The 21,292-nt window shown below is 67.6% G+C and carries 19 protein-coding genes and 1 tRNA gene; 13 read left to right on the top strand and 7 right to left on the bottom strand.

All coding sequences use genetic code 11. The features are described from left to right. Positions 1 to 60: 60 nt before the first annotated feature. Complete coding sequence (locus AC5P5V_RS09570) at positions 61 to 486, top strand: DUF7832 domain-containing protein (protein ID WP_134968856.1); 426 nt, start codon at positions 61 to 63, stop codon at positions 484 to 486. Between the two features lie 72 nt (positions 487 to 558). Here AC5P5V_RS09570 and AC5P5V_RS09575 read toward each other — a convergent pair whose 3' ends face one another. Genes AC5P5V_RS09575 through AC5P5V_RS09585 form a run of 3 tightly spaced genes read right to left on the bottom strand, consistent with a single transcriptional unit; the run spans position 559 to position 4,009 of the window. Continuing rightward, positions 559 to 1,743, bottom strand: a complete 1,185-nt coding sequence (locus tag AC5P5V_RS09575; RefSeq protein ID WP_053496786.1) for an ABC transporter permease — start codon at positions 1,741 to 1,743, stop codon at positions 559 to 561. Then, entirely contained in the window at positions 1,740 to 2,486 is a 747-nt protein-coding gene (locus AC5P5V_RS09580) for an ABC transporter ATP-binding protein (protein ID WP_134968857.1), read from the bottom strand. Before AC5P5V_RS09580 ends, AC5P5V_RS09575 begins: the two co-directional genes overlap by 4 nt. Next, positions 2,483 to 4,009: an alpha/beta hydrolase gene (locus AC5P5V_RS09585; RefSeq protein ID WP_134968858.1), complete on the bottom strand. Its 1,527-nt coding sequence runs from the start codon at positions 4,007 to 4,009 to the stop codon at positions 2,483 to 2,485. The genes AC5P5V_RS09580 and AC5P5V_RS09585 overlap by 4 nt, the downstream gene beginning before the upstream one ends. A 270-nt stretch (positions 4,010 to 4,279) precedes the next feature. Between AC5P5V_RS09585 and AC5P5V_RS09590 the strand changes: the two genes are divergently transcribed. The 3 genes from AC5P5V_RS09590 (at position 4,280) to AC5P5V_RS09600 (ending at position 7,519) form a co-directional block, all read left to right on the top strand. Then, on the top strand, positions 4,280 to 4,765 hold the full coding sequence (locus AC5P5V_RS09590; RefSeq protein WP_061478993.1) for a DUF1203 domain-containing protein: 486 nt from the start codon (positions 4,280 to 4,282) through the stop codon (positions 4,763 to 4,765). A gap of 233 nt (positions 4,766 to 4,998) precedes the next feature. Beyond that, positions 4,999 to 6,168 carry a lytic polysaccharide monooxygenase gene (locus AC5P5V_RS09595; protein ID WP_134968859.1) on the top strand — a complete coding sequence of 390 codons (1,170 nt, stop codon included), beginning with the start codon at positions 4,999 to 5,001 and terminating at the stop codon, positions 6,166 to 6,168. A gap of 181 nt (positions 6,169 to 6,349) precedes the next feature. Continuing rightward, entirely contained in the window at positions 6,350 to 7,519 is a 1,170-nt protein-coding gene (locus AC5P5V_RS09600; protein WP_134968860.1) for a lytic polysaccharide monooxygenase, read from the top strand. A gap of 75 nt (positions 7,520 to 7,594) precedes the next feature. Here the strand turns inward: AC5P5V_RS09600 and AC5P5V_RS09605 are convergent, their stop codons facing one another. Next, a complete protein-coding gene (locus tag AC5P5V_RS09605; protein WP_072168039.1) occupies positions 7,595 to 8,344 on the bottom strand; it encodes a ferredoxin--NADP reductase in 750 nt (249 codons plus the stop codon). A gap of 84 nt (positions 8,345 to 8,428) precedes the next feature. Between AC5P5V_RS09605 and AC5P5V_RS09610 the strand changes: the two genes are divergently transcribed. The 4 genes from AC5P5V_RS09610 to AC5P5V_RS09625 all read left to right on the top strand — a co-directional run bounded on the left by AC5P5V_RS09610 (position 8,429) and on the right by AC5P5V_RS09625 (position 12,206). Further along, positions 8,429 to 9,397 (top strand): ABC transporter ATP-binding protein, encoded by a 969-nt coding sequence (locus tag AC5P5V_RS09610; RefSeq protein WP_061478990.1) that lies wholly within the window; start codon positions 8,429 to 8,431, stop codon positions 9,395 to 9,397. Beyond that, a complete protein-coding gene (locus AC5P5V_RS09615) occupies positions 9,394 to 10,185 on the top strand; it encodes an ABC transporter permease (protein ID WP_061478989.1) in 792 nt (263 codons plus the stop codon). The genes AC5P5V_RS09610 and AC5P5V_RS09615 overlap by 4 nt, the downstream gene beginning before the upstream one ends. A gap of 159 nt (positions 10,186 to 10,344) precedes the next feature. Beyond that, positions 10,345 to 11,283, top strand: coding sequence for a 2-dehydropantoate 2-reductase (gene panE, locus AC5P5V_RS09620; protein WP_061478988.1), 939 nt, complete (start codon positions 10,345 to 10,347; stop codon positions 11,281 to 11,283). Further along, entirely contained in the window at positions 11,280 to 12,206 is a 927-nt protein-coding gene (locus tag AC5P5V_RS09625) for an NAD-dependent epimerase/dehydratase family protein (protein ID WP_134968862.1), read from the top strand. Before panE ends, AC5P5V_RS09625 begins: the two co-directional genes overlap by 4 nt. Positions 12,207 to 12,284: 78 nt before the next feature. On the opposite strand, the gene AC5P5V_RS09630 is transcribed toward AC5P5V_RS09625, so the two are convergent. Further along, a complete protein-coding gene (locus AC5P5V_RS09630) occupies positions 12,285 to 13,082 on the bottom strand; it encodes a TatD family hydrolase (RefSeq protein ID WP_099485779.1) in 798 nt (265 codons plus the stop codon). Positions 13,083 to 13,149: 67 nt separating this feature from the next. Here AC5P5V_RS09630 and hrpB point away from each other — a divergent pair, with 67 nt between their 5' ends. Both hrpB and AC5P5V_RS09640 read left to right on the top strand, forming a co-directional pair. Then, positions 13,150 to 15,654 (top strand): ATP-dependent helicase HrpB, encoded by a 2,505-nt coding sequence (hrpB, locus tag AC5P5V_RS09635; RefSeq protein ID WP_231352391.1) that lies wholly within the window; start codon positions 13,150 to 13,152, stop codon positions 15,652 to 15,654. Between the two features lie 198 nt (positions 15,655 to 15,852). Further along, positions 15,853 to 16,227 (top strand): hypothetical protein, encoded by a 375-nt coding sequence (locus AC5P5V_RS09640; RefSeq protein WP_061478985.1) that lies wholly within the window; start codon positions 15,853 to 15,855, stop codon positions 16,225 to 16,227. A 94-nt stretch (positions 16,228 to 16,321) separates the two neighbouring features. Here the strand turns inward: AC5P5V_RS09640 and AC5P5V_RS09645 are convergent, their stop codons facing one another. Further along, complete coding sequence (locus AC5P5V_RS09645; protein WP_061478984.1) at positions 16,322 to 16,861, bottom strand: pseudouridine synthase; 540 nt, start codon at positions 16,859 to 16,861, stop codon at positions 16,322 to 16,324. A 242-nt stretch (positions 16,862 to 17,103) separates the two neighbouring features. Next, positions 17,104 to 17,961 (bottom strand): class I SAM-dependent methyltransferase, encoded by an 858-nt coding sequence (locus tag AC5P5V_RS09650; protein WP_061478983.1) that lies wholly within the window; start codon positions 17,959 to 17,961, stop codon positions 17,104 to 17,106. A gap of 169 nt (positions 17,962 to 18,130) precedes the next feature. Between AC5P5V_RS09650 and AC5P5V_RS09655 the strand changes: the two genes are divergently transcribed. From AC5P5V_RS09655 to AC5P5V_RS09665, 3 genes are all read left to right on the top strand, one after another. Further along, positions 18,131 to 19,087, top strand: coding sequence for an aldo/keto reductase (locus AC5P5V_RS09655; RefSeq protein WP_061478982.1), 957 nt, complete (start codon positions 18,131 to 18,133; stop codon positions 19,085 to 19,087). Positions 19,088 to 19,736: 649 nt separating this feature from the next. Next, a tRNA-Gln gene (locus AC5P5V_RS09660) sits at positions 19,737 to 19,807 on the top strand. A gap of 356 nt (positions 19,808 to 20,163) precedes the next feature. Next, a complete protein-coding gene (locus AC5P5V_RS09665) occupies positions 20,164 to 21,288 on the top strand; it encodes a slipin family protein (RefSeq protein ID WP_134969094.1) in 1,125 nt (374 codons plus the stop codon). The last annotated feature ends 4 nt before the right edge of the window (positions 21,289 to 21,292 follow it).

Consider the following 21,292-nt stretch of genomic DNA (forward strand, 5'->3'; position numbering starts at 1 on the left):
AGCACTCCCTCTATCCTTCCTTGCGACCTAAGCTGCTTGCTGATTTCGGGAGGGGAACAGATGAAGTACGACGACGCCAGCTGGCATTCCGACGGTGATTTTCCTGCCGAGCTTCCGCCCGAGGCCGGTGCAACGCATATCGGCATGTACGTGGCATGGCTCCTACTGCGGGGTATGGCAGGCGAAGAACTGGCCGACGACATGCAGGAGGAGCTGGAATCCTTGACCCGGCGTGCTATGACACCCGGTCAGTTCCTGCTGGTGTGTGATGGCAAGTTCCTTGACGAAATGATCAACGATGAAGCGAACGCATTCACGCTGGAGTACTACCAAGCGGATGACTGCCTGTATCCCGATGACTACATCGAATTGCTGGCAGACGATCTTCCTTCGCTGTACCACGTCGCCGATACCTGGGAAAACTTTGACCGACTGGCACCGGTGATCGCCCAGCGCTTCGCCGTTTGGCAGGCAACGCGAACCTGAGAACAACGAGGCCCGGAATGACCGGGCCTCGTTCCCCATCCGCCGGGCATGGCCTGGCGCTACCGGTTGCAGTCAACCAGAGATGGCCAGGCGCTCGTTGTGATAGCGGCGCACGGCGGCGAACCACAGCACGGCGGCCAGGCCGAGGCTGGCGCCGAGGTAGATCGCCCAGACCGCCGGGGTGATGATCTCGTGGCGGATCACTTTCAGCAGCATCTGGTTCTGCGACAGGAACGGCACGGCGTACTGCCACAGCTCGCTCTTCAGCGGATAGGCCACCAGTGCGTAGCCGGGCAGCATCGGCAGCAGCATCAGCCAGGTCATGTGGCTCTGCGCTTCCTTCATGCTCTTGGCCGCGGCCGACAGGAAGGTCAGCAGCGAGGTGCCGATCAGCAGCATCGGCAACATCACCAGCAGCATCTGCAGCATCGAGCCGACGTTCATGTTGAACTGGCGGCCGATGTTGCCGGGTGCGATCTGCGCGCTCACCTTGAACGCGACCAGGGTCAGCAGCAGCGACACGAAACCGACCACGCAGGCGGCGGCGATCTTGCCGCTGACGATCGCGCTGCGCGAACCCGGCGTGGCCAGCAGTGGCTCCAGCGACTGCCGCTCGCGCTCGCCGGCGGTGGCGTCCATCACCAGGTAGGCGCCACCGATGAACGAGGTCAGCGTCAGCAATACCGGCAGCAGCATCGACAGGATCATGCCGCGCTTGGCCTCGGCACTGGCCAGGTCCTGGCGCGCCACGTCCAGCGGGCGTGCCACCTGTGCGTCGATGCCGCGTGCCATCAGGCGCAGTGCACCGACCTGGCCGTTGTAGGTGGCCAGCGCCGCCTCCAGGCGTGCACTGGGTACTTCGGCCGCGCGACGCGTACTGTCCTTGATCACCTCCACCAGCGCCGGCTTGCCCTCGGCCCAGTCCTTGCCGAAATCATCGCTGATGCGCAGCGCCACATCGATGTCCTGGGTGCGGATGGCCTCGGCCAGGTCTTTCGGTGCCGGTGCGGCATTGAGGCCCTGTGCGGCGAGGAAGCGCACCAGGTTCGGCGCGTTCTCGGCGCCGATGGTCGGGATCTGCAACGGCTCTTCGATCTGGGTACGCACCCGGCTCTCGGCCAGCTTGCCCATGCCCAGCAGCAGCACCGGGTACAACAGCGGCCCGAACAGCAGGGTCAGCAGCAGTGTGCGGCGATCACGCGACAGGTCGCGCAGTTCCTTGCGCATCACCGTCATCAGGGTCGACATCATGCTCATGCGTGCAGGCCCTCTTCGCTGCCGATCAGTTTCACGAACGCATCTTCCAGGTTGGCTTCGCCGGCCTGCGCACGCAGCTCGTCGGCGCTGCCGGCAGCCATCACCGTGCCCTTGGCGATGATCACGATGTGGTCACACAACGCCCCCACCTCCTGCATGATGTGGCTGGACAGGATCACGCAGCGCCCCTCATCGCGCAGGCCCAGCAGGAAGCGGCGCAGCGCGCGCGTGGTCATCACGTCCAGACCATTGGTCGGTTCATCGAGGATGACGTTGCGGGGGTCGTGCACCAGCGCGCGGGCAATCGCGGTCTTGGTGCGCTGGCCCTGCGAGAAGCCATCGGTCTGCCGGTCGAGGATGTCACCCATGTCCAGCGCGTGCGACAGCACCTCGATGCGTTCGCGGATGCGCTCGGCAGACAGGCCATGCAGTTCGCCGAAGTAGGCGATGTTCTCGCGCGCGGTCAGGCGCTTGTAGACGCCACGCGCATCGGGCAGCACGCCGAGGTGGCGGCGCACCTCCACCGGATTGAGGGCGGCATCGATGCCATCGACAGTGATGCTGCCCTGGTCGGGCGTCATCAGTGTGTACAGCATGCGCATGGTGGTGGTCTTGCCGGCACCATTGGGGCCGAGCAGGCCGGTGATCTGCCCATCCCCGGCGCGGAAGCCGACGTTGGCGACCGCCTGGATGCGGCCCGTGCGGGTATCGAAGGCCTTGTGCAGGTTGTCGGCGACGATCATGGTTCCCATCCGTTGAACGAGGTGAACGCCGGCACGTAGCTCAGCGTGTCCAGGCAGCCGGCATCCAGCGCCTTGGCATCGGTCTTGTCGATGAACTGTCCGAGCAGCCGCGGCATGCAGCCGGCGGTCAACGTGCCATGGCCCTGGCCACGGGCGACCAGCGCACGGCCGTTGGGCAGGCCCTTGAGCACCTGTGCGGCGTAGCGCGGCGGCGTCACCGGGTCCAGCTCACCGGACAGCAGCAGTGCCGGCACGTCGCTGCGCAGCGGCACGGCATCGGTTGCCGACGCCGGACGGTGCGGCCACACCGGGCAGGCCGCGAAGAACGCACTGGCCACTTCGTTGCCGAACAGGCGTTCGGGATCCTCGGCCGGCGCGTGGTAGCGCGGCGCATCCTCGCTGCAGATCACCGACCATTGCATGCCGCGGTTGATCTGGAAATCCATGCTGCGGTTCGCGCCGCGCGCCAGCGATGCCAACGGGGCATAGCGCCCCTGTGCGGCTTCATCCAGCACCAGTGGCAGCAGCGAGGAATACTGCGGCACGTAGGAGAAGGCGAAGGCAAGGCCGACCACGCTGTCCGGCGTCAGGACATCCTGCCGGGGTGCGTTGGTACCCGGGTCGCGATACTCGACCGAGACCGGTGCACGGCGCAGGGTGTCGACCACGCTGCGCAGCTGCGCGCGGGTATCGGTCGGGAAACGCTTGCTGCACGCGGCATCCTTGCGGCACTGCGCCGACTGCAGGGCGATCGCATCCTCGAAGGTGGTCGCGAAGTCGCCACCGACCACCAGCTCGTTCGGTACCACGCCATCGATGACGATGCTGCGGGTGTGCTGCGGGTAGGCCCCGGCATAGCGCTGGGCCACGCGGGTACCGTAGGAGCCGCCAACCAGGTTGAGCTGGTCCACACCGAGCGCCGCACGCACCGCATCCAGATCGGCGATCGCCTCGGTGGTGGTGTAGAAGCGCGCATCGGCACGCCCCTGCAGCGATGCGGCACAGCGCTGGGCGTAGTCGCGCAACGCTGCCTCGGAAGGCGCGGCATCCTCGTCCACCTGCAGCGGCTTGCCGTCCGCGCCCAGGCAGCTGAGCGGGTTGGAGCCGCCGGTGCCGCGCTGGTCGATCAGGAACACGTCGCGCTGTTTGCGCACCTGGCGCAGTGCAGTGTCGACGATGACCGCCACCTCGCTGGCCGCCTGGCCGGGGCCGCCGGCCAGGAAGAACACCGGGTCCGGCTGGCTGGCGCCGCTGCTGCCCGATTCCAGCCAGGCGATACGCAGGCCGATCCGGCGACCGCCGGGCTGGGCCCGGTCCTCCGGCACCTGCAGGGTGGCGCACTGCGCCTCCACGTTGGCGCTGGCGCCTTCGGTAGACAGCGTGCAGGGCTGGAAGTCGATCGTGCCGAAGCGGCGGCTGGGTGCATCGCTGGCGCTTCCGGCGTCGGCCGGCGGCGGCTGGCTGCACCCGGCAAGCATCAGGCTGGCCAGCATCCCGGCCAGCGCGAGGTGGTGTCTTTGCATCGTGCTCGTTTCCCCTGGAGGACGTTCCTGTCGACCACGACGGGCTGCCGCGGAAGATGTGACCCAACTTACACGGGCAGCGCGCCGACGGCGATGGGCAAATGACGAATCCGCCCAGACCAGGCAGTCCCGCCCCTCGGCCTCGGCCGGCACAGGGCGGCATCGGCGGCGGACCGCAGCGCCCCGGCCCGACGGCGATGCGGGGTCTGAAAACGGCGAGCACGGCCGCCGGCGCACGCGCAGAATCCGCCGCAGACCCAGGAGACGCCCATGCACACGTGGTACCTCGGTGGCATCGACCATCGCCCCTTCCTGCACCTGTTCGAGATGAGCGACAGCGCGCTCGCCGCGCTCGGCATCCAGCGTCGCTGGGCCGGCGCCAACGGCGGACATCCCTGCCGGATCAGCCTGAGCGATCCCGCGCCTGGCAGCGAGCTGCTCCTGCTGTCCCACGTCCACCTGCCGCTGCATTCGCCGTACCGCGCCGCCGGCCCGATCTTCGTGCAGCGCGGCGTGACCCGTTGCGTCCTGACGCCGGGCGAGGTGCCCCCGTATGTGCAGCGCCGGATGATTTCGATGCGTGCCTATGACCACGCCGCGCTGATGTGCGGTGCCCAGGTCTGTGCGGGCACCGAGGTGGCCGACCATCTGGATGCACTGTTTGCCGACCCGTCGGTGGCGTTCGTCCAGCTGCACAACGCGGCGCATGGCTGTTTCTCGTGCCAGGCAGATCGGGTGGGTACCGGGACCGCGTAGCGTGATCTCCATGACGTGATCGATGCCACGCCGATCACGTGACATACAGCGCATCTGTTCAGTCCTGCGTGAAGCCTGCGGGAAGGGCTTCACATGCGCAGTCACGGATCGGCACTTCGATGGTTCCGTCGCCTGCATCGCGACTCGATACTCGCCGTGGTGCCGCCGGAAGTCCGCCGCGCAGCGCAGCGCCTGCGGTCACCGTTCCCTTTCGACGACCACAAGGATGCGCCATGTCATTCCGATCCACACCGCTGTTGCTGGCCACCTCGTTCGTGGCTGCGGGCCTGTGCCTGGCCGGCAACGCGTTCGCCCACGGCACCATGACCACGCCTGTCAGCCGCGTCTACGCCTGTTTCCAGGGCAACCCCGAGAACCCGACCAACCCGGCCTGTGCCGCCGCCAAGGCCATCGGCGGTTCGCAGGCGTTCTACGACTGGAACGGCATCAACCAGGCCAATGCCAATGGCAACCACCAGGCCGTGGTACCCGACGGCAAGCTGTGCAGCGGCAACAACCCGACCTTCCGCGGGCTGGATGTGAACCGCAGTGACTGGCAGACCACGCCGATCCAGCCCGATGCCAATGGCAGGTTCACCTTCGTGTTCAAGGCGACCGCACCGCACGCCACCCGTGACTGGCGCTTCTTCGTCACCCGCGAAGGCTGGCAGCCGGGCAGCCCGCTGCGCTGGGCCGACCTGCAGGAGTTCTGCACGCTGGGCAATACACCGCTGTCGGCCGATGGCACCTACAAGCTGCAATGCACGTTGCCGCAGCGCAGCGGCCAGCATGTGATCTACAACACCTGGCAGCGCTCGGATTCGACCGAGGCGTTCTATACCTGCATGGATGTGCGCTTCCAGGGCGGCGGCGGAACGGCACCGGCAACGCAGTGGCAGGATGCCGGCCCGGTCACCGCGCGCGGCGAGCTGCCGGTAGGCACCACGTTGGCGCTGCGCGTGTTCAATGCCAACGGCAATGATGTCGAACGCGTGGAAGCCACGCTGACCAGCGGCCAGACTGCCGCCGCACAGTGGCCGCTGGTACTGGCACGCAAGGTCAACGCCAGTGCGCAGCACGCACGCGTGGGCGTGCTCAGCAACGGCGTGATCACGCCGGCCGCCTCGGCCACCGACAACCGGGTGTACCTGAAGGACGGCAACCGCTTCCAGCTCGACACCCAGGTACCGGACGCGGGCACGCCGTCACCGGGCGGTGATTTCGACCACGTGTACCCGGCGGGCATCGGCAGCTACATCCCCGGCCAGACCGTGGTGAAGGGTGCCGACGGCACGCTGTACGCCTGCCGCCCGTTCCCGGAAGGTGCGTGGTGCAACGTCAATGCCGAGGCATATCGCCCCGGTGTGGGCAGTGCATGGCGCGATGCTTGGATTGCATACTGAGACCGGGTACAGGGAACGGTGGCAGAGCGCCGTTCCCTGCATAGCGTGAGACGCGACAGCGCGTGAGTGTGAAGCCGTTCCCATATGCAACCACGCGATGCTTTTTTCAACGTAATCCGATGGATGCGGGCGGGCGGGATGCCGAGACTTCGCGGGGTTTCACCACCCACAGGAGATCTCCATGCATCTGTCACACCGGACTGTCTTCGCGCTGTCTGTGATCGCAGGCATTGCCACCTCTGGCAGCGCGTTCGCCCACGGCACCCTGTCCAAACCCGCCAGCCGTGTCTATGCCTGTTACCAGGGCAATCCCGAAAATCCGACCAACCCGGCCTGCGCCGCCGCCAAGGCCATCGGCGGCGCCCAGCCGTTCTACGACTGGGCCGGTGTCAACCAGGCCAACGCCAACGGCAACCATCAAGCGGTGGTTCCAGATGGCGAGTTGTGCAGCGGCGGCAACAGCAAGTACCGCGGCCTCGATCTGAACCGCAGTGACTGGCCGACCTCGCCGATCCGCGCCGATTCGCGCGGGCGCTACACCTTCGAGTTCAAGGCACCGGCCCCGCATGCTACCCGCGAGTGGAAGTTCTACGTCACCCGCGACGGCTGGCAGCCGGGCAGCCCGCTGCGCTGGGCCGACCTGCAGGAATTCTGCACGCTGGGCAACGTGCCGGTCTCCGGCGACGTCTACAAGCTGGATTGCCCGCTGCCCAAGCGCAGCGGCCAGCACATCATCTACAACACCTGGCAGCGCTCGGATTCCGGTGAAGCGTTCTATACCTGCGCGGATGTGCGCTTCGAAGGCGGTGGTGGCGTTGAACCGCCGCCGCAGTGGCAGGACGCCGGCCCGGTCACCGCCCGCGGTGCATTGGAAGAAGGCACCACCCTGACGCTGCGCGTGTTCAACGCCCAGGGCAATGATCTGGAGCGTCCGGAGATCACTCTGGCCGCAGGCCAGACCGCTGCGAACCAGTGGCCGCTGGCGCTGGCCCGCAAGGTCAACGCCAGTGCACAGCAGGCGCGTGTGGGCGTAATGAGGAACGGCGTGATCACGCCGGTCGCCTCGGCCACCGAGAACCGCGTCTACCTGAAGCCGGGCAACCTGTTCCAGATCGATACCCGCCTGCCGGGCCCGGTCGATCCGGTCGATCCGCCGCCGGGTGACGACTACGACTTCGTGTATCCGGCCGGTATCGGCAGCTACACGCCGGGCGAAACCGTGGTCAAGGGCACCGACGGCAAGCTGTATGCCTGCCGCCCGTTCCCGGAAGGCGCGTGGTGCAACATCAACGCCGATGCCTATCGCCCGGGCACCGGTTTCGCCTGGCGCGATGCCTGGGTCGCGTACTGAGGCAGGCGACCGGGGGCGGCGTGGCACCGCCTCCGGTTCTTGGAGTTGCCGGCCAGCGGCCGGCACTACCCTGACTTACTTGCTGCTGACGTACTTCTCGCGGCGGATCTGCGGGTTGCCCAGGCCGGCGGCCTTCAGCAGCTCGGCGCAGGCATCGACCATGTCCGGGTTGCCGCACAGGTAGGCGATGTCGGTGGCCGGGTCCGGCGTGAAGCCGGCCAGCGCCTGCTGCACGTAGCCGTGCTGTACGTCCGGGTGCGGATCAGCCGGGAGTTCACGCGACAGGCACGGAACATAGCGGAAGTTCGCGTGTTTTTCGGCGAAGCTGTAGAAATCTTCGCTGTACAGCAGCTCGCCCGGGCTGCGCGCGCCCTGCAGCAGCACGATCTGCACGCCGCGTTCGGCCATGGCCTTCTCCAGCAGCGGCAGCATCGAGCGGTACGGGGTAACGCCGGTACCGGTGGCGATCAGCAGGTAACGGGCGTTGTGGTCACCGGGATTCAGGCAGAACCGGCCATAGGGGCCGGACGCACTGATCTGGCTGCCCTGCTCCAATGCCTCGAACAGGGCCGTGGCGGCGCCACCGGGCACGAAACTGACCGCGATGTCCACCGCCTCGCCCGGGCCCAGCGCATGGTCGTGGATGGTCGCCAGCGAGTAGCTGCGCTTGGTTTCGGTGCCGTCGGCGTAGCTGAAATGGACCTGGATGAACTGGCCGGGCTGGAAATCCAGCGGCTGCCCATCGTCACGCACGAACTGGTAATGGCCGACGGTCGGGGCCAGCATGCGGCAGCCGACCAGCTTGAGGGGGAATTGAACAGGCACGACTTTTCGGGACAGTGTGTAGCCGGGGCAAGCCCTCGGGGTCTTCTATAATAGCCCCTCCCCGCCCCTCTCCAGCGCCAGCCCATGGGCGCGAAGGCTTCGAGCTTGGCATCCCAGAACGATACGGCGCCCGCCCTGCGCGTGCGCGACCTGCGCAAGACCTATGACAACGGCACCCAGGCCCTGAAGGGCGTTTCCCTGGAAGTGGCCCCGGGCGACTTCTTCGCCCTGCTCGGCCCCAACGGGGCCGGCAAGTCGACCCTGATCGGCATCATCAGCTCCCTGGTCAACCTCAGCGAGGGCCAGGTGGAAGTGTTCGGCAGCGACCTGGTGCGCAACCGCAGCGCCACCATGCGCCTGATCGGCCTGGTGCCGCAGGAAATCAACTTCAACCTGTTCGAGAAGCCCTTCGACATCCTGGTGAACTACGCCGGTTTCTACGGCGTGCCGCGCGAGGAAGCCGAAAAGCGCGCCGAGGAAGAGCTGAAGCGCGCACACCTGTGGGAAAAGGCGCAGGTGATGAGCCGCACGCTGTCCGGCGGCATGAAGCGCCGGCTGATGATCGCCCGCGCGATGATGACCCGCCCGCGGCTGCTGATCCTGGACGAACCCACCGCCGGCGTGGACATCGAGATCCGCCGCGACATGTGGCGCGTGCTGAAGGAGATCAACGGTGCCGGCACCACGATCATCCTCACCACCCACTACCTGGAAGAGGCCGAGTACCTGTGCCGCCACCTGGCGATCATCAACCATGGCCAGATCGTCGAGCAGGGGCCGATGCGCACCCTGCTGGCCAAGCTGGACGTGGAAGGCTTCCTGCTGGACATCGACGGTGACCTGCCGGCACAGCTGCCGGTGATCGAGGGCGCGACGCTGACCGCGCCGGATCCGCACACGCTGGACATCGACATGCCACGCGCGATGGACCTCAACCGCGTGTTCGCCACGCTGAACGAGGCGGGTATCCGCGTGCGTTCGATGCGTACCAAGAGCAACCGCCTGGAGGAGCTGTTCGTGCGCCTCACCGGCAACATGGAGAAGCCTGCATGAGCACCACCGAGCTGACCGACGGCCAGCGCAACCGCATCGCGCTGATGACCATCGTGCGCCGAGAAGTCGCCCGCATCATGCGCATCTGGGGCCAGACCCTGGTGCCGCCGGCGATCACCATGACCCTGTACTTCCTGATCTTCGGCAACCTCATCGGGTCGCGCGTGGGTGACATGGGTGGCTACACCTACATGCAGTTCATCGTACCGGGCCTGGTGATGATGAGCGTGATCCAGAACAGCTACGGCAACATCAGTTCCTCGTTCTTCGGCGCCAAGTTCGGCCGCCACGTCGAAGAGCTGCTGGTCAGCCCGATGCCGAACTGGGTGATCCTGTGGGGCTACGTGGCCGGCGCCGTGCTGCGCGGCCTGATGGTGGGCGTGATCGTGCTGATCATCGCCATGTTCTTCACCCCGGTGCGCATCCCGCACCCGCTGGTGACGCTGACCACGGTGCTGCTGGGCGCAACGATCTTCTCGCTGGCCGGCTTCATCAATGCGGTGTACGCGAAGAAATTCGACGACGTGGCGATCGTGCCGACCTTCATCCTGACCCCGCTGACCTACCTGGGTGGCGTGTTCTATTCGGTGAAGCTGCTGCCAGGCTGGGCCGAAGCGGCCACGCACGCGAACCCGATCTTCTACATGGTCAATGCGTTCCGCTATGGCCTGCTGGGCAGCAGCGATGTGCCGCTGCCGGTGGCCTACGGCCTGATGATCGGTTTCGTGGTGGTGCTGACGGCGCTGGCCCTGTGGCTGCTGCGCCGTGGCGTGGGCATGCGCAGCTGAGACCTGCGTGGTAGTGCCGGCCGCTGGCCGGCAACACCAGATCCACGCCATGCGTGGATGCAGCAGCCTGTAGAGCCGAGCCTACGCTCGGCTCTTTTTCGCCAGCAATCTCCGGCACAATCGCAGTTCTGATTCCCCCCAGAAAACGGTGAACGTGCAATGCGCATCCTGATCCTCGGCGCCGGCGGCACCGGCGGTTACTTCGGTGGCCGCCTGGCCCAGGCCGGCGTGGACGTGACCTTCCTCGTGCGCCCCGCGCGCGCCGCGCAGCTGGACCATGATGGCCTGGTCATCCGCAGCCCACTGGGTGATGCGCGTTTCCCGGTTCAGCACGTCACGGCTGATGCACTGCCCGCACTGGCCGCGCAGAAGCCCTTCGATCTGGTCATCCTCAGCTGCAAGGCCTACGACCTGGACAGTTCGATCGATGCCATCGCCCCGGCAGTCGGAGCGAACACCACCGTGCTGCCGATCCTCAACGGCCTGCACCACTACAACGCACTGGATATGCGCTTTGGCCGCGACGCGGTGCTCGGCGGCCTGTGCTTCATCAGCGCCACCAAGGCGCCCGATGGCGCGGTGCTGCATCTGGGCAAGCCGGCCAAGCTCACCTTCGGCGAGCGCGACGGCGGCGCGATCTCCGCGCGCGTGCGCGCCTTGGCTGCGGTCTGCGCGAAGGCCAACCTTGATCACCTTGCCAGCGAACGTATCGGCCAGGAACAGTGGATCAAGTACACCTTCCTGACCGCGCTGGCCGCGGCCACCTGCCTGCTGCGCGCGGATATCGGCACCATCGTCGCCACCGATGATGGCGAAGCGATCGTACGTGGCCTTTACGACGAGTGCCTGGCCGTCGCCGAAGCCGCCGGTGAACCGGTTCCGGAGGCAGCGCAGGACACTGCGCGCGGCACGCTGACCCAGGCCGGCTCGGCGTTGAAGGCCTCGATGCTGCGCGATCTGGAGGCCGGCCAGCAGGTGGAGGCCGAACAGATTGTTGGCGACATGCTGGTGCGTGCGCGCAGGGCTGATCAGGAAGCCCTGCTGCTGCAGGTTGCCTACAGCAGCCTGCAGGCCTACCAGGCACTGCGGGTCGCGTGAGTACCGCCTTGCAGGCCAGCCCGTTGCCCGCGCGGGTACTGATTCTCGGGCTGGGCTGGAGCGGACGCGTGCTGGCCGCGCAGCTGCAGGCGCACGGCGTAGGCGTGGCCGGCACGGTGCGCGATCCCTCGTTCGCGCCGGACGATGGCCTGCCGCGGCATCAGCTGCACGCCGACACGCCACCGTCGCCTGCCCTGCTCGATGAGATCGCACAGGCCGATGCCGTGCTGTGCAGCGTGCCACCGGATGCTGAAGGGGACCCGGCACTGCGCCTGCTGCTGCCCGCGCTGCAGGCCAGCCCGGCATTGCGCTGGGTCGGCTATCTGTCGTCGGCCTCGGTGTATGCCGACCGCGCCGGCGGTTGGATCGACGAGCGCAGCGCGGCCGACGCCACTGAAGCGGCTGGCGTGCAGCGCCTGCTCGCGGAAGCCCAGTGGCGTGCACTGGCCGGACAACGCGGCATCGCCTCGGCGGTGTTCCGCCTGCCCGGCCTGTACGGGCCGGGTCGCAATGCGCTGGTGCAGTTGGCGCTGGGCCGTGCACGCCACGTGGTTCGCCCGGGCCAGGTGTTCAACCGACTGCACGTGGATGACCTGGCAACCGTCGTCATCGCCGCAATGCAGCGACCGACGCACAAGGGCCTGTACCTGCCCAGCGACGACGAACCGGCACCGCCACAGGATGTGCTGGCCTTCGCTGCGCAGCTGGGTGGGTTTGCGCTGCCGCCCGCCGTGGCCTGGGATGACCCGGCACTGAGCCCGACGCTGCGGCGCTTCTACGAGAGCAACAAGCGCATCGACAGCCGTGGCACGCGTGAAGCGCTGGGGTGGCAGCCGCGCTTCCCGAGTTACCGTGAAGGCCTGACGGACCTTGCCGCTTCGCTCGCCGGGCATGGCCCGGCGCTACCGGACAGCGCTTTGTAGAGCCGAGCCCATGCTCGGCTGCTCTTTGCGTCTTTCGCGCTGCGCGCGATAAGCCGAGCATGGGCTCGGCTCCACGGATCAACCCGCGTCGGGCAGGCGGAAGAACGCGCGGGCGGCCGCCGTGGCATTGGCCGCGGTCACCGCAACGTCCTCGCCACGGTCACGTGCCAGCTCTTCCACGATGTGCGACAGGAACATCGGCTCGTTGCGCCGGTCCTTCGGCATCGGCTTCAGCGTGCGCGGCAGCAGGTACGGCGCGTCGGTCTCGATCATCAGGCGGTTGGCCGGGATGTTCTTCACCAGTTCGCGCAGGTGCGCGCCACGGCGCTCGTCGCACAGCCAGCCGGTGATGCCGATGTACCAATCCTGGTCCAGATAATCGAACAGCTCATCGCGTTCGCCGGTGAAGCAATGCACCACCGCCGGGCCGATGCGACCTTCGAAATTCTTCATCTGCGCCATGAAATCGGCGTGCGCGTCGCGCTGGTGCAGGAACAGTGGCTTGCCGTTGTCTGCCGCCAGCTGCAGCTGGCGCTCGAACGCGCGGTGCTGGGCCGGGCGCGGCGAGAAATCACGGAAGTAGTCCAACCCGCACTCACCCACCGCCACCACTTCCGGGTGGGCATGCAGCGCGCGCATCTCGGCATCGCATTCCTCGGTGTACTCCACCGCGTGATGCGGGTGCACGCCGGCGGTGGCGTACAGGAAGCCCGGATGCTGCTGGGCCAGCTGCACCGCCAACGGCGAGTGCTCGCGGCTGGCGCCGGTGATGACCATCTGCACCACGCCGGCCTGGCGCGCGCGGTCCAGCACGGCGTCGCGGTCGCGGTCGAAGGAGTCGTGGGTCAGGTTGGCGCCGATATCGATCAGGTGCATGGTCATCGTGGGGGAAAAGTGCCCGCGCATTGTACCTGGGCCCGCCGTGGCCCCTTATCCTTTGCACATGACCGCCCCGCTCTTCCCGATTTCCCCGCTGCTGCCGCAGATCCAGCAGCACCTGGCCGCACAGTCGCGACTGGTGCTGGAGGCCCCGCCCGGTGCCGGCAAGACCACCCAGGTGCCACTGGCCCTGCTCGACGCACCGTGGCTGCAGGGCCGCAAGATCATCCTGCTGGAACCGCGCCGGGTCGCCGCACGCAGCGCGGCGCTGTTCATGGCGCGACAACTCGGCGAGGACGTCGGCGGCACGGTCGGCTACCGCATCCGCTTCGAGAACAGGATCTCGTCACGCACGCGCATCGAAGTCGTCACCGAAGGCATCCTGACCCGCATGCTGCAGGACGACCCGATGCTGGAAGAGGTCGGGGCAATCCTGTTCGACGAGTTCCACGAACGCCACCTCAGTGGCGACCTCGGGCTGGCGCTGGCGCTGGACGTGCAGGCGCAGCTGCGTGACGACCTGCGCCTGGTGGTGATGTCGGCCACGTTGGACGGGGAGCGGCTGGCGCGCTTCCTCGATGCACCGCGGTTGAGCAGCGAAGGCCGCAGTTATCCGGTGGCGATCAGCCACTTCCCGGCGCGCCGCGATGAAGCACTCGAGCTGCAGGTGCGGCGCGCTGTGCAGCAGGCCCTGGCCGAGCACCCCGGTGACCTGCTGGTGTTCCTGCCCGGCCAGCGCGAGATCGCACGGGTGCAGGCGGGCCTGCAGGAATCGCTCAATGGCGATGTCGAGGTCCTGGCCCTGCACGGTGAACTGCCGGTGGAACAGCAGGCGCGCGTACTGCAGGCGGCCAGCGATGGCCGCCGTCGCGTGGTGCTGGCGACCAACGTCGCCGAGTCGTCGGTGACGTTGCCCGGCGTGCGCGTGGTGATCGACAGCGGCCAGGCACGCGAACCGCGCTACGACCCCAACAGTGGTTTCACCCGGCTGGACGTGGTGGCCATCGCGCAGGCATCGGCCGACCAGCGCGCGGGCCGCGCCGGCCGCGTCGCCGAGGGCGTGGCCTGGCGGCTGTGGCCCCAGTCGCAGCGGCTGGAACCGCAGCGCCGCGCCGAGATCGACCAGGTGGAACTGGCCGGACTGGCACTGGAGCTGGCGGCCTGGGGCAGCAGCGATCTGCGCTTCCTCGATCCGCCCCCGGCGGGTCCGATGGGCGCGGCGCGCGAACTGCTGCAACGGCTCGGCGCCTTGTCCAGCAGTGGCGCGATCACCGAACTGGGCCGACGTGTGCTGGCGCTGGGCACGCATCCACGGATGGCGGCGATGCTGCTGGCAGCGCCCGATGCCCGCGCCCAGGCGCTGGCCGCCGATCTGGCCGCGCTGCTGGAGGCGCGCGACCCGTTGCGCCAGGGCGGCGACGCGCTGGCGGCCCGCTGGCGCGCACTGGCCGCGTTCCGCAATGGCCGCACACCGGGCGATGCCAACCGCAGCGGGCTGGCCGCGATCGATGCCGCCGCCAAGCAGTGGCGTCGCCGCCTGCGCTGCGAAGCCACGCCGCCGGCCAGCATCGAGGCCCATGAGCTGGGCGACCTGCTCGCTCATGCCTTCCCTGACCGGATTGGCTTCCAGCATCCCAGCGATCCTCTGCGCTACCTGCTGGCCAATGGCCGCAGCGCGCGCCTGCACGAGCTGAGCGACCTGCGCGGTGAGCCGTGGCTGGTGGCCAGCGAACTGCGCTTCGAGGCGCGCGATGCACTGCTGCTGCGCGCCGCACCGGTGGACGAGGATCGGCTGCGCAAGGCGTGGCCGGAGCGCTTCGTCACTGAAGACGTGGTGCGCTGGGACAGCGAACGACGCGCCCTGGTGGCGCTGCGCGAGACCCGTTTCGACCGCATCGTGCTGGACAGCCGCTCGGCCGGCCGGGTCGATCCGCAGCACGCCGCGCAGGCACTGACCGACGCGGTGGCTGAACTCGGTCTGCAGGCGCTGCCGTGGACCGAGGGCCTGCGCCAGTGGCAGGCGCGCGTCGAGTCACTACGGCGCTGGATGCCGGAGCTGGACCTGCCCGACTGCAGCGACGCGGCGCTGCTGGCCAACCGTGCGCAGTGGCTGCAACCCGCGTTTGCCGGCAAGAGCCGTCTGGATGCGCTGGACGAATCCAGCTTCGGTGAGGCACTGAAGTCGCCGCTGGAGTGGTCGCAGCGGCAGCTGGTCGAGCGTCATGCGCCGACCCGCATCACGGTGCCGTCCGGACTGGAGCGGCCGATCACCTATGCGCTGGACAGCGAGAGTGGTGACCCGCTGCCGCCAGTACTGGCGGTGAAGCTGCAGGAACTGTTCGGCCTGGCCGACACGCCGCGCATCGCCGATGGCCGCGTGCCGCTGACCCTGCACCTGCTCTCCCCCGGCGGCCGCCCGCTGCAGGTCACCCAGGACCTGCGCAACTTCTGGGAAAGCACCTACGCCGAAGTGAAAAAGGAAATGAAGGGGCGCTACCCGCGCCATCCGTGGCCGGACGATCCGTGGACCGCGACAGCCACGCACCGCGCCAAGCCGCGTGGAACCTGACGGGTAGTGCCGGCCGCTGGCCGGCAATGCATTCCACAAGGTGCTCCGGGACTGCCGGCCAGCGGCCGGCTACCGGTTTGGGACCCTGCCTGATCCTGAATGGCTGCGGTAGAGTCACACCACGTGCGTCCCCGACTGACATACCGTTTACGGGCAACGCGCGACACTGGACTTCGACCCGAGGCAAAGGACCCCCGCATGAGCAAGCTGACCGTAATCACCGACCGCGCTCTGGAGCGCGCCCTGGAGCTGGCCCACACCGCCGGCGATGGCCTGAAGAGCGCCGGTGGCAGCCTGCGCAACGCGGATTGGATCAAGACCGGCGCCGCCCTCGGCGCAGTGAAGACCGGCGGCAAGGTCGCCACCAAGTTCGTGCGCCGCAATCCCGCAGTGGCCGTGGCCGCTGCTGCGGTGGGTGTCGGCCTGCTCGGCTATGCGCTGTACCGCAAGCAGCAGAAGAAGAAGGCTGCCAATGGCCACGTGGTGAATGGGCAGGCGCAGCGCATCAGCGCGCGTGACCGCCGCAACGACACCGTCGTGGACGAGCACAGCGATATCGGCAGCGACGCCTGAGCCTGCCGGGGTCGGATCCCTTCCACAGGAAGGGCTCTGACCCCAAGGCACTCCATGAGGGCCGGATGCCGCGAGGCCTCCGGCCCTTTCTGTTTCAACCGATCTGCCGCCACTGTCCGGGCTGCAGGTCCTCCAGCCGGTACGGTCCCATCGACACCCGCACCAGCCGCAACGTCGGCAGGTTCACTGCCGCTGTCATCCGCCGCACCTGGCGGTTGCGGCCTTCGCGGATCGTGATCGCCAACCAGCTGTCCGGCACGGTCTTGCGGAAGCGTACCGGCGGATCGCGCGTCCACAGCGTCGGCGCCGGGTCGAGGCGCTCGATCTTCGCCGGCAGGGTCGGCCCATCGTTGAGCACAACGCCATCGCGCAGCTGTTGCAGCTGCTCGTCACTGGGCGTGCCTTCCACCTGCACCCAGTAGGTCTTGTCGGCCTTGTGCCTGGGGTCGGTGAGCTTGTGCGCCAGCGTGCCGTTGTCGGTCAGCAGCAGCAGGCCCTCGCTGTCATGGTCCAGGCGGCCGGCGGCATACACGCGCGGCGGCAGGCCGAATCCGGCCAGGGTCGGCCGCGGCGGCACGCTGCGGTCGGTGAACTGGCAGAGCACGTTGAAGGGCTTGTTGAAGGCGATCAGCATTGCAGGCACGGCGGGCGGCGGGTGGGGCATTGTCCCACGCCTCGCGCCCAGGCAACTGTAGAACCGGAGGCAGCGGCAGGAGCCGCTGCCAACGTCGCGTGCGACGGTCCGAAGGGTGCCGGTCAGGACGGCCGGCATTGCCCACGCTCGGCTGCTGTTGTGCTCCGTCGCGCTGCGCGCAATGAGCCGAGCATCGGCTCGGCTCTACGGGGCACTCCGCGCTGGCGCTACGGCGTGCCGGCTTACGGCTTGATGAAACGCAGGGTCATGCGGTCGCTTTCGCCGATCGCCTGGTACTTCGCATCATCGGCCTTGTCGTGCTGGTTGGTCGGAGGCAGCGTCCACACGCCATTGGGGTGGTCCTTGGTGTCGCGCGGGTTGGCGTTGACCTCGCTGCGCGCGTCCAGCTTGAAACCGGCGGCCTCGGCCATCGCGATCACCTGCTGCTGGCCGACATAGCCGGTGTCATCGTCGTCGGCCACGTCGGTCTTGGCGCGATGCTCGACCACGCCCAGCACGCCACCCGGCTTGAGCACGTTGAAGAAGCCCTGGAACATGCCCTGCGCCTGGCCGGCCTTGCGCCAGTTGTGCACGTTGCGGAAGGTCAGCACCACGTCGGCTGAATTGGCCGGGCCGAACACCGGCTTGGCCGGATCGTAGGCCACCACGGCGGTCTTGCCGAACTGTGCCGGCGCGCCGGCGTACTTCTTTTCCAGGCTGTCGCGGCTGCGCTGCTGGTAGTCACGGCCACGGCCTTCGGGCACCGCCATCGGATCGACCACCGCAGCGACGTAATGGCCCTTGTCATGCAGCAGCGGCGCCAGGATTTCCGAATACCAGCCGTTGCCGGGGGTGATCTCGATGACGGTCTTTTCCGGTGCCACCTTGAAGAACGACAGCGTCTGCGCCGGATGGCGGAAGCCATCGCGCTTGACGTTGTTGGCATCGCGGGTGGGCGCCTTTACCGCCGCGTCGATGGCCGGCAAGACCTCGATCTTCGCCGGTGCCACCGTGGCCGGTGCGGCGAACGCGGGAACAGCAGCAAGCAGGGCCGAAGCAAGCAGCAGGCGGCAACCACGCAGGGACGAAGCAGGCATCATCGGGGCGACTCCAGCGGAAGATGCGGCGAGACTAGCAGTCGCAGCGTCCCAGGTGTTCACAAAACGTTAGCGGCGTGCGCGTCGCGGAACACTGTTTTGTGGTCGTCGCCGCAGCACGGTCACACATCGCGTTCTATTCTGGAACACTTCCCCCAAGGAGTCCGTGCCCATGACGGCAACCCGCGAACTGGGCCGTTCCGGCCTTCATGTACGTCCGCTCGCCTTCGGTGGCAACGTGTTCGGCTGGAGCGCCGATGAGAAGGCCAGCTTCGCCCTGCTCGATGCCTTCGTCGATGCCGGCTTCAACCTGGTCGACACCGCCGATGTGTACTCGGCCTGGGTGCCGGGCAATGTCGGCGGCGAATCGGAGACGCTGATCGGCAAGTGGCTTGCCCGCAGCGGCAAGCGCGACAAGGTGGTGCTGGCAACCAAGGTGGCCAAGTGGGCCGAACGCCCTGGCCTGACCCCGGACAACATCAATGCGGCGGTCGAGGATTCGCTGCGCCGGCTGCAGACCGACGTGATCGATCTTTACCAGGCCCACGAGGATGACGAGTCGACGCCGCTGGAAGCCACGCTGGCTGCGTTCGGCCGCCTGATCGAGGCCGGCAAGGTGCGTGCGATCGGTGCTTCCAACTACAGCGCCACGCGCCTGGCCGATGCGCTGAAGGTGTCCACCGACTACAAGTTGCCGCGTTACGAAACCCTGCAGCCGGAGTACAACCTGTACGACCGCGCCGGCTACGAAAGGGAGCTGGAACCGCTGGTGCAGCGCGAGCAGATCGGTGTGATCGGCTACTACGCGCTGGCCAGTGGCTTCCTCAGCGGCAAGTACCGCACGCCGGCCGATGCAGCCAAGAGCCCGGCACGTGGCGAGACGGTGGTGAAGCGCTATCTGAACCCGCGCGGCCTGCGCATCCTGCAGGCGCTGGATGACGTAGCCAGCAAGCACAGCGCCAGCGCTGCGCAGATCGCACTGGCCTGGCAGATCGCGCGGCCGTCGATCACCGCGCCGATCGTCAGCGCCACCAGCGTCGAACAGCTGCACGACCTGCTGGCCGCAGCCAACGTATCGCTGAGCGTGCAGGATGTCGCGCAGCTGGATGCCGCCAGCGCCGAATCATGAGACCCGGTAGTGCCGGCCGCTGGCCGGCATGACACGTACATCGAAGAAAATAATTCAACAAAATGGTTGCGCGCGACTAAATCGTGGTTTATCGTGCGCACCTCGTTTCAACACCCACTGGAAACTTCCCTTGAACGCGCATTCCTTCGCCATCGCCAAACTGCTGCCATGCCTGCGCATGGACCGGCCGGCGCGCGCGTTCGGCAAGGAAGACCAGCTGACAACGGCCTGATACCCGCCCTGCGGAGATCGGCCACCCCGATCTCCGAGGCCTGACGACGCCCTCGGAACGCAAGTCCCGGGGGCGTTTTCGTTTGCGTCGGCACAAGGACCCGCGATGCCAGAACTGCACCCCGCGCGGCGACCCGCCGCTCACTGATCCAGGTTTTTCTGCCGCGCCGGAGGATTTTCTCCGCGTGCATGGCAACGCCTGGACATTATCTGCATCGCACCCAAACATTATCGCTCGCCGATAATGTCGGTGGCCTGCACCCTCGATTCTCCAACGGTCCCGTTTCCACCACGGGCTGGTGCGCGCGGCGTTGCCGTGGCGTATGCCGGCGGTCGCGGACAAGCCATCGCCTGGATCGCCTGCTGGAGGCAGGCGCCGGTTCGCCGGTACGCGGTTCGATTCCGCGCGGTTCACCACTGGATAGCTCAGTCGGGTAGAGCAACGGATCCTGATTCCGTCTGTCGTGGGTTCGATTCCCACTCCAACCACATGACCTGTCACGTCATGACTTGAAGCAACACCCGGGGCGCAAGCCCCAGCGGCCATCGTCGCCGTCCACCGCCATCGCCTTCGGGCGGGGCCTGGAAGGCAACGGACCGCACGCCGGGCCTCGGCCCGCCGTCACTGCCAGCCACGTTCCGCCCCGGTGCTGCCTGCCGGGAACGACGATGGCAGCACTGCCGGTGCACCGAAGGCTCCGCGCGCGGACCGTCCGCCGATGGCCGCCCTCTTCCGCTGCCTGCACGTGGTGTGCAGGCGGCCTCGCCACGACCTGATCGACCCGGGTCTTGGCGATTCATCCGCAACGGGTCGAACCACCAGAGCCATACAAGGAGAGACTCCCATGTTCTGGACCATCAAGGTCGTGATCGGCGACGGCGAGCGCGGCCTGGTGTATCGCAACCGTCGTTTCCAGCAGATCCTGCTGCCGGGCGTGCACCGCCTGTCGCTGTTCGGCGGCCGCCCGCAGGTAGACATCCACACCGCATCGAAGGGCGCGGCCTACACCGGCAGCGACCAGGACAGCCTGATCGAGGCACTGGGCGCGCGGTTGGAGACGCACTTCGTGCTGGCCAACGTCGGCGCCAGCGAAGTTGGCCTGTTGCTGCGCAATGGCCGCATCGATGAAGTGCTGCCGCCGGGCAGCCGTCGCCTGTACTGGCGCGGTTCGGTCGACACCCAGGTGCGCGTGATGGCGCTGGGTGACGAGCCGCGCATTCCGGCGGACGTGCAGCAGCGCCTGGGCCAGCTGGGCGTGCTGCCGCGTGTGGCGGTGATCAGCAGCGTGCCGAGCGAGTCGGTGGGCCTCCTGTTCATCGATGGCACGCTGCGGCAGACGCTGGACGCCGGCCTGCACGCGTTCTGGAACTTCAACGGCAACGTGTCGGTGGAGCGTGTGGAGCTGCGTGCGCGGTCGCTGGACGTATCCGGCCAGGAGCTGCTCAGCCGCGACAAGGTGACCCTGCGCGTGAACCTGGCCGCGACCGTGCAGGTGGTCGACCCGGTGCGTGCACACCGCACGCTCAGCAATGCCGATGAATTCATCTATCGGCAGCTGCAGTTCGGCCTGCGCCAGGCGATTGCCGCGCGCAGCCTGGACGAGCTGCTGGGCGACAAGGCAGCACTGGACGGTGAGATCGCCGCCCATGTGCAGGCGGCGATCGAGGGCCACGGCGTGCGCTTGCTCGGCGTCGGCATCAAGGACGTGATCCTGCCGGGCGAGATGAAGGAGATCCTCAACGGCGTGGTGCTGGCCGAGAAGCAGGCCCAGGCCAGCGTGATCCGTCGCCGCGAGGAGGCCAACGCCACGCGTTCGCAGCTCAACACCGCAAAGCTGATCGAGGACAACCCGGTGCTGATGCGCCTGAAGGAGCTGGAGGCGCTGGAGAAGGTCACCGAGAAGATCGACACGCTCACCGTGTTCGGCGGCCTGGATGGCGTGCTGAAGCAGCTGGTGACGATCAGGTAGGGGG

The sequence above is a fragment of the Stenotrophomonas sp. YJH_SMC_130 genome (assembly GCF_059369035.1).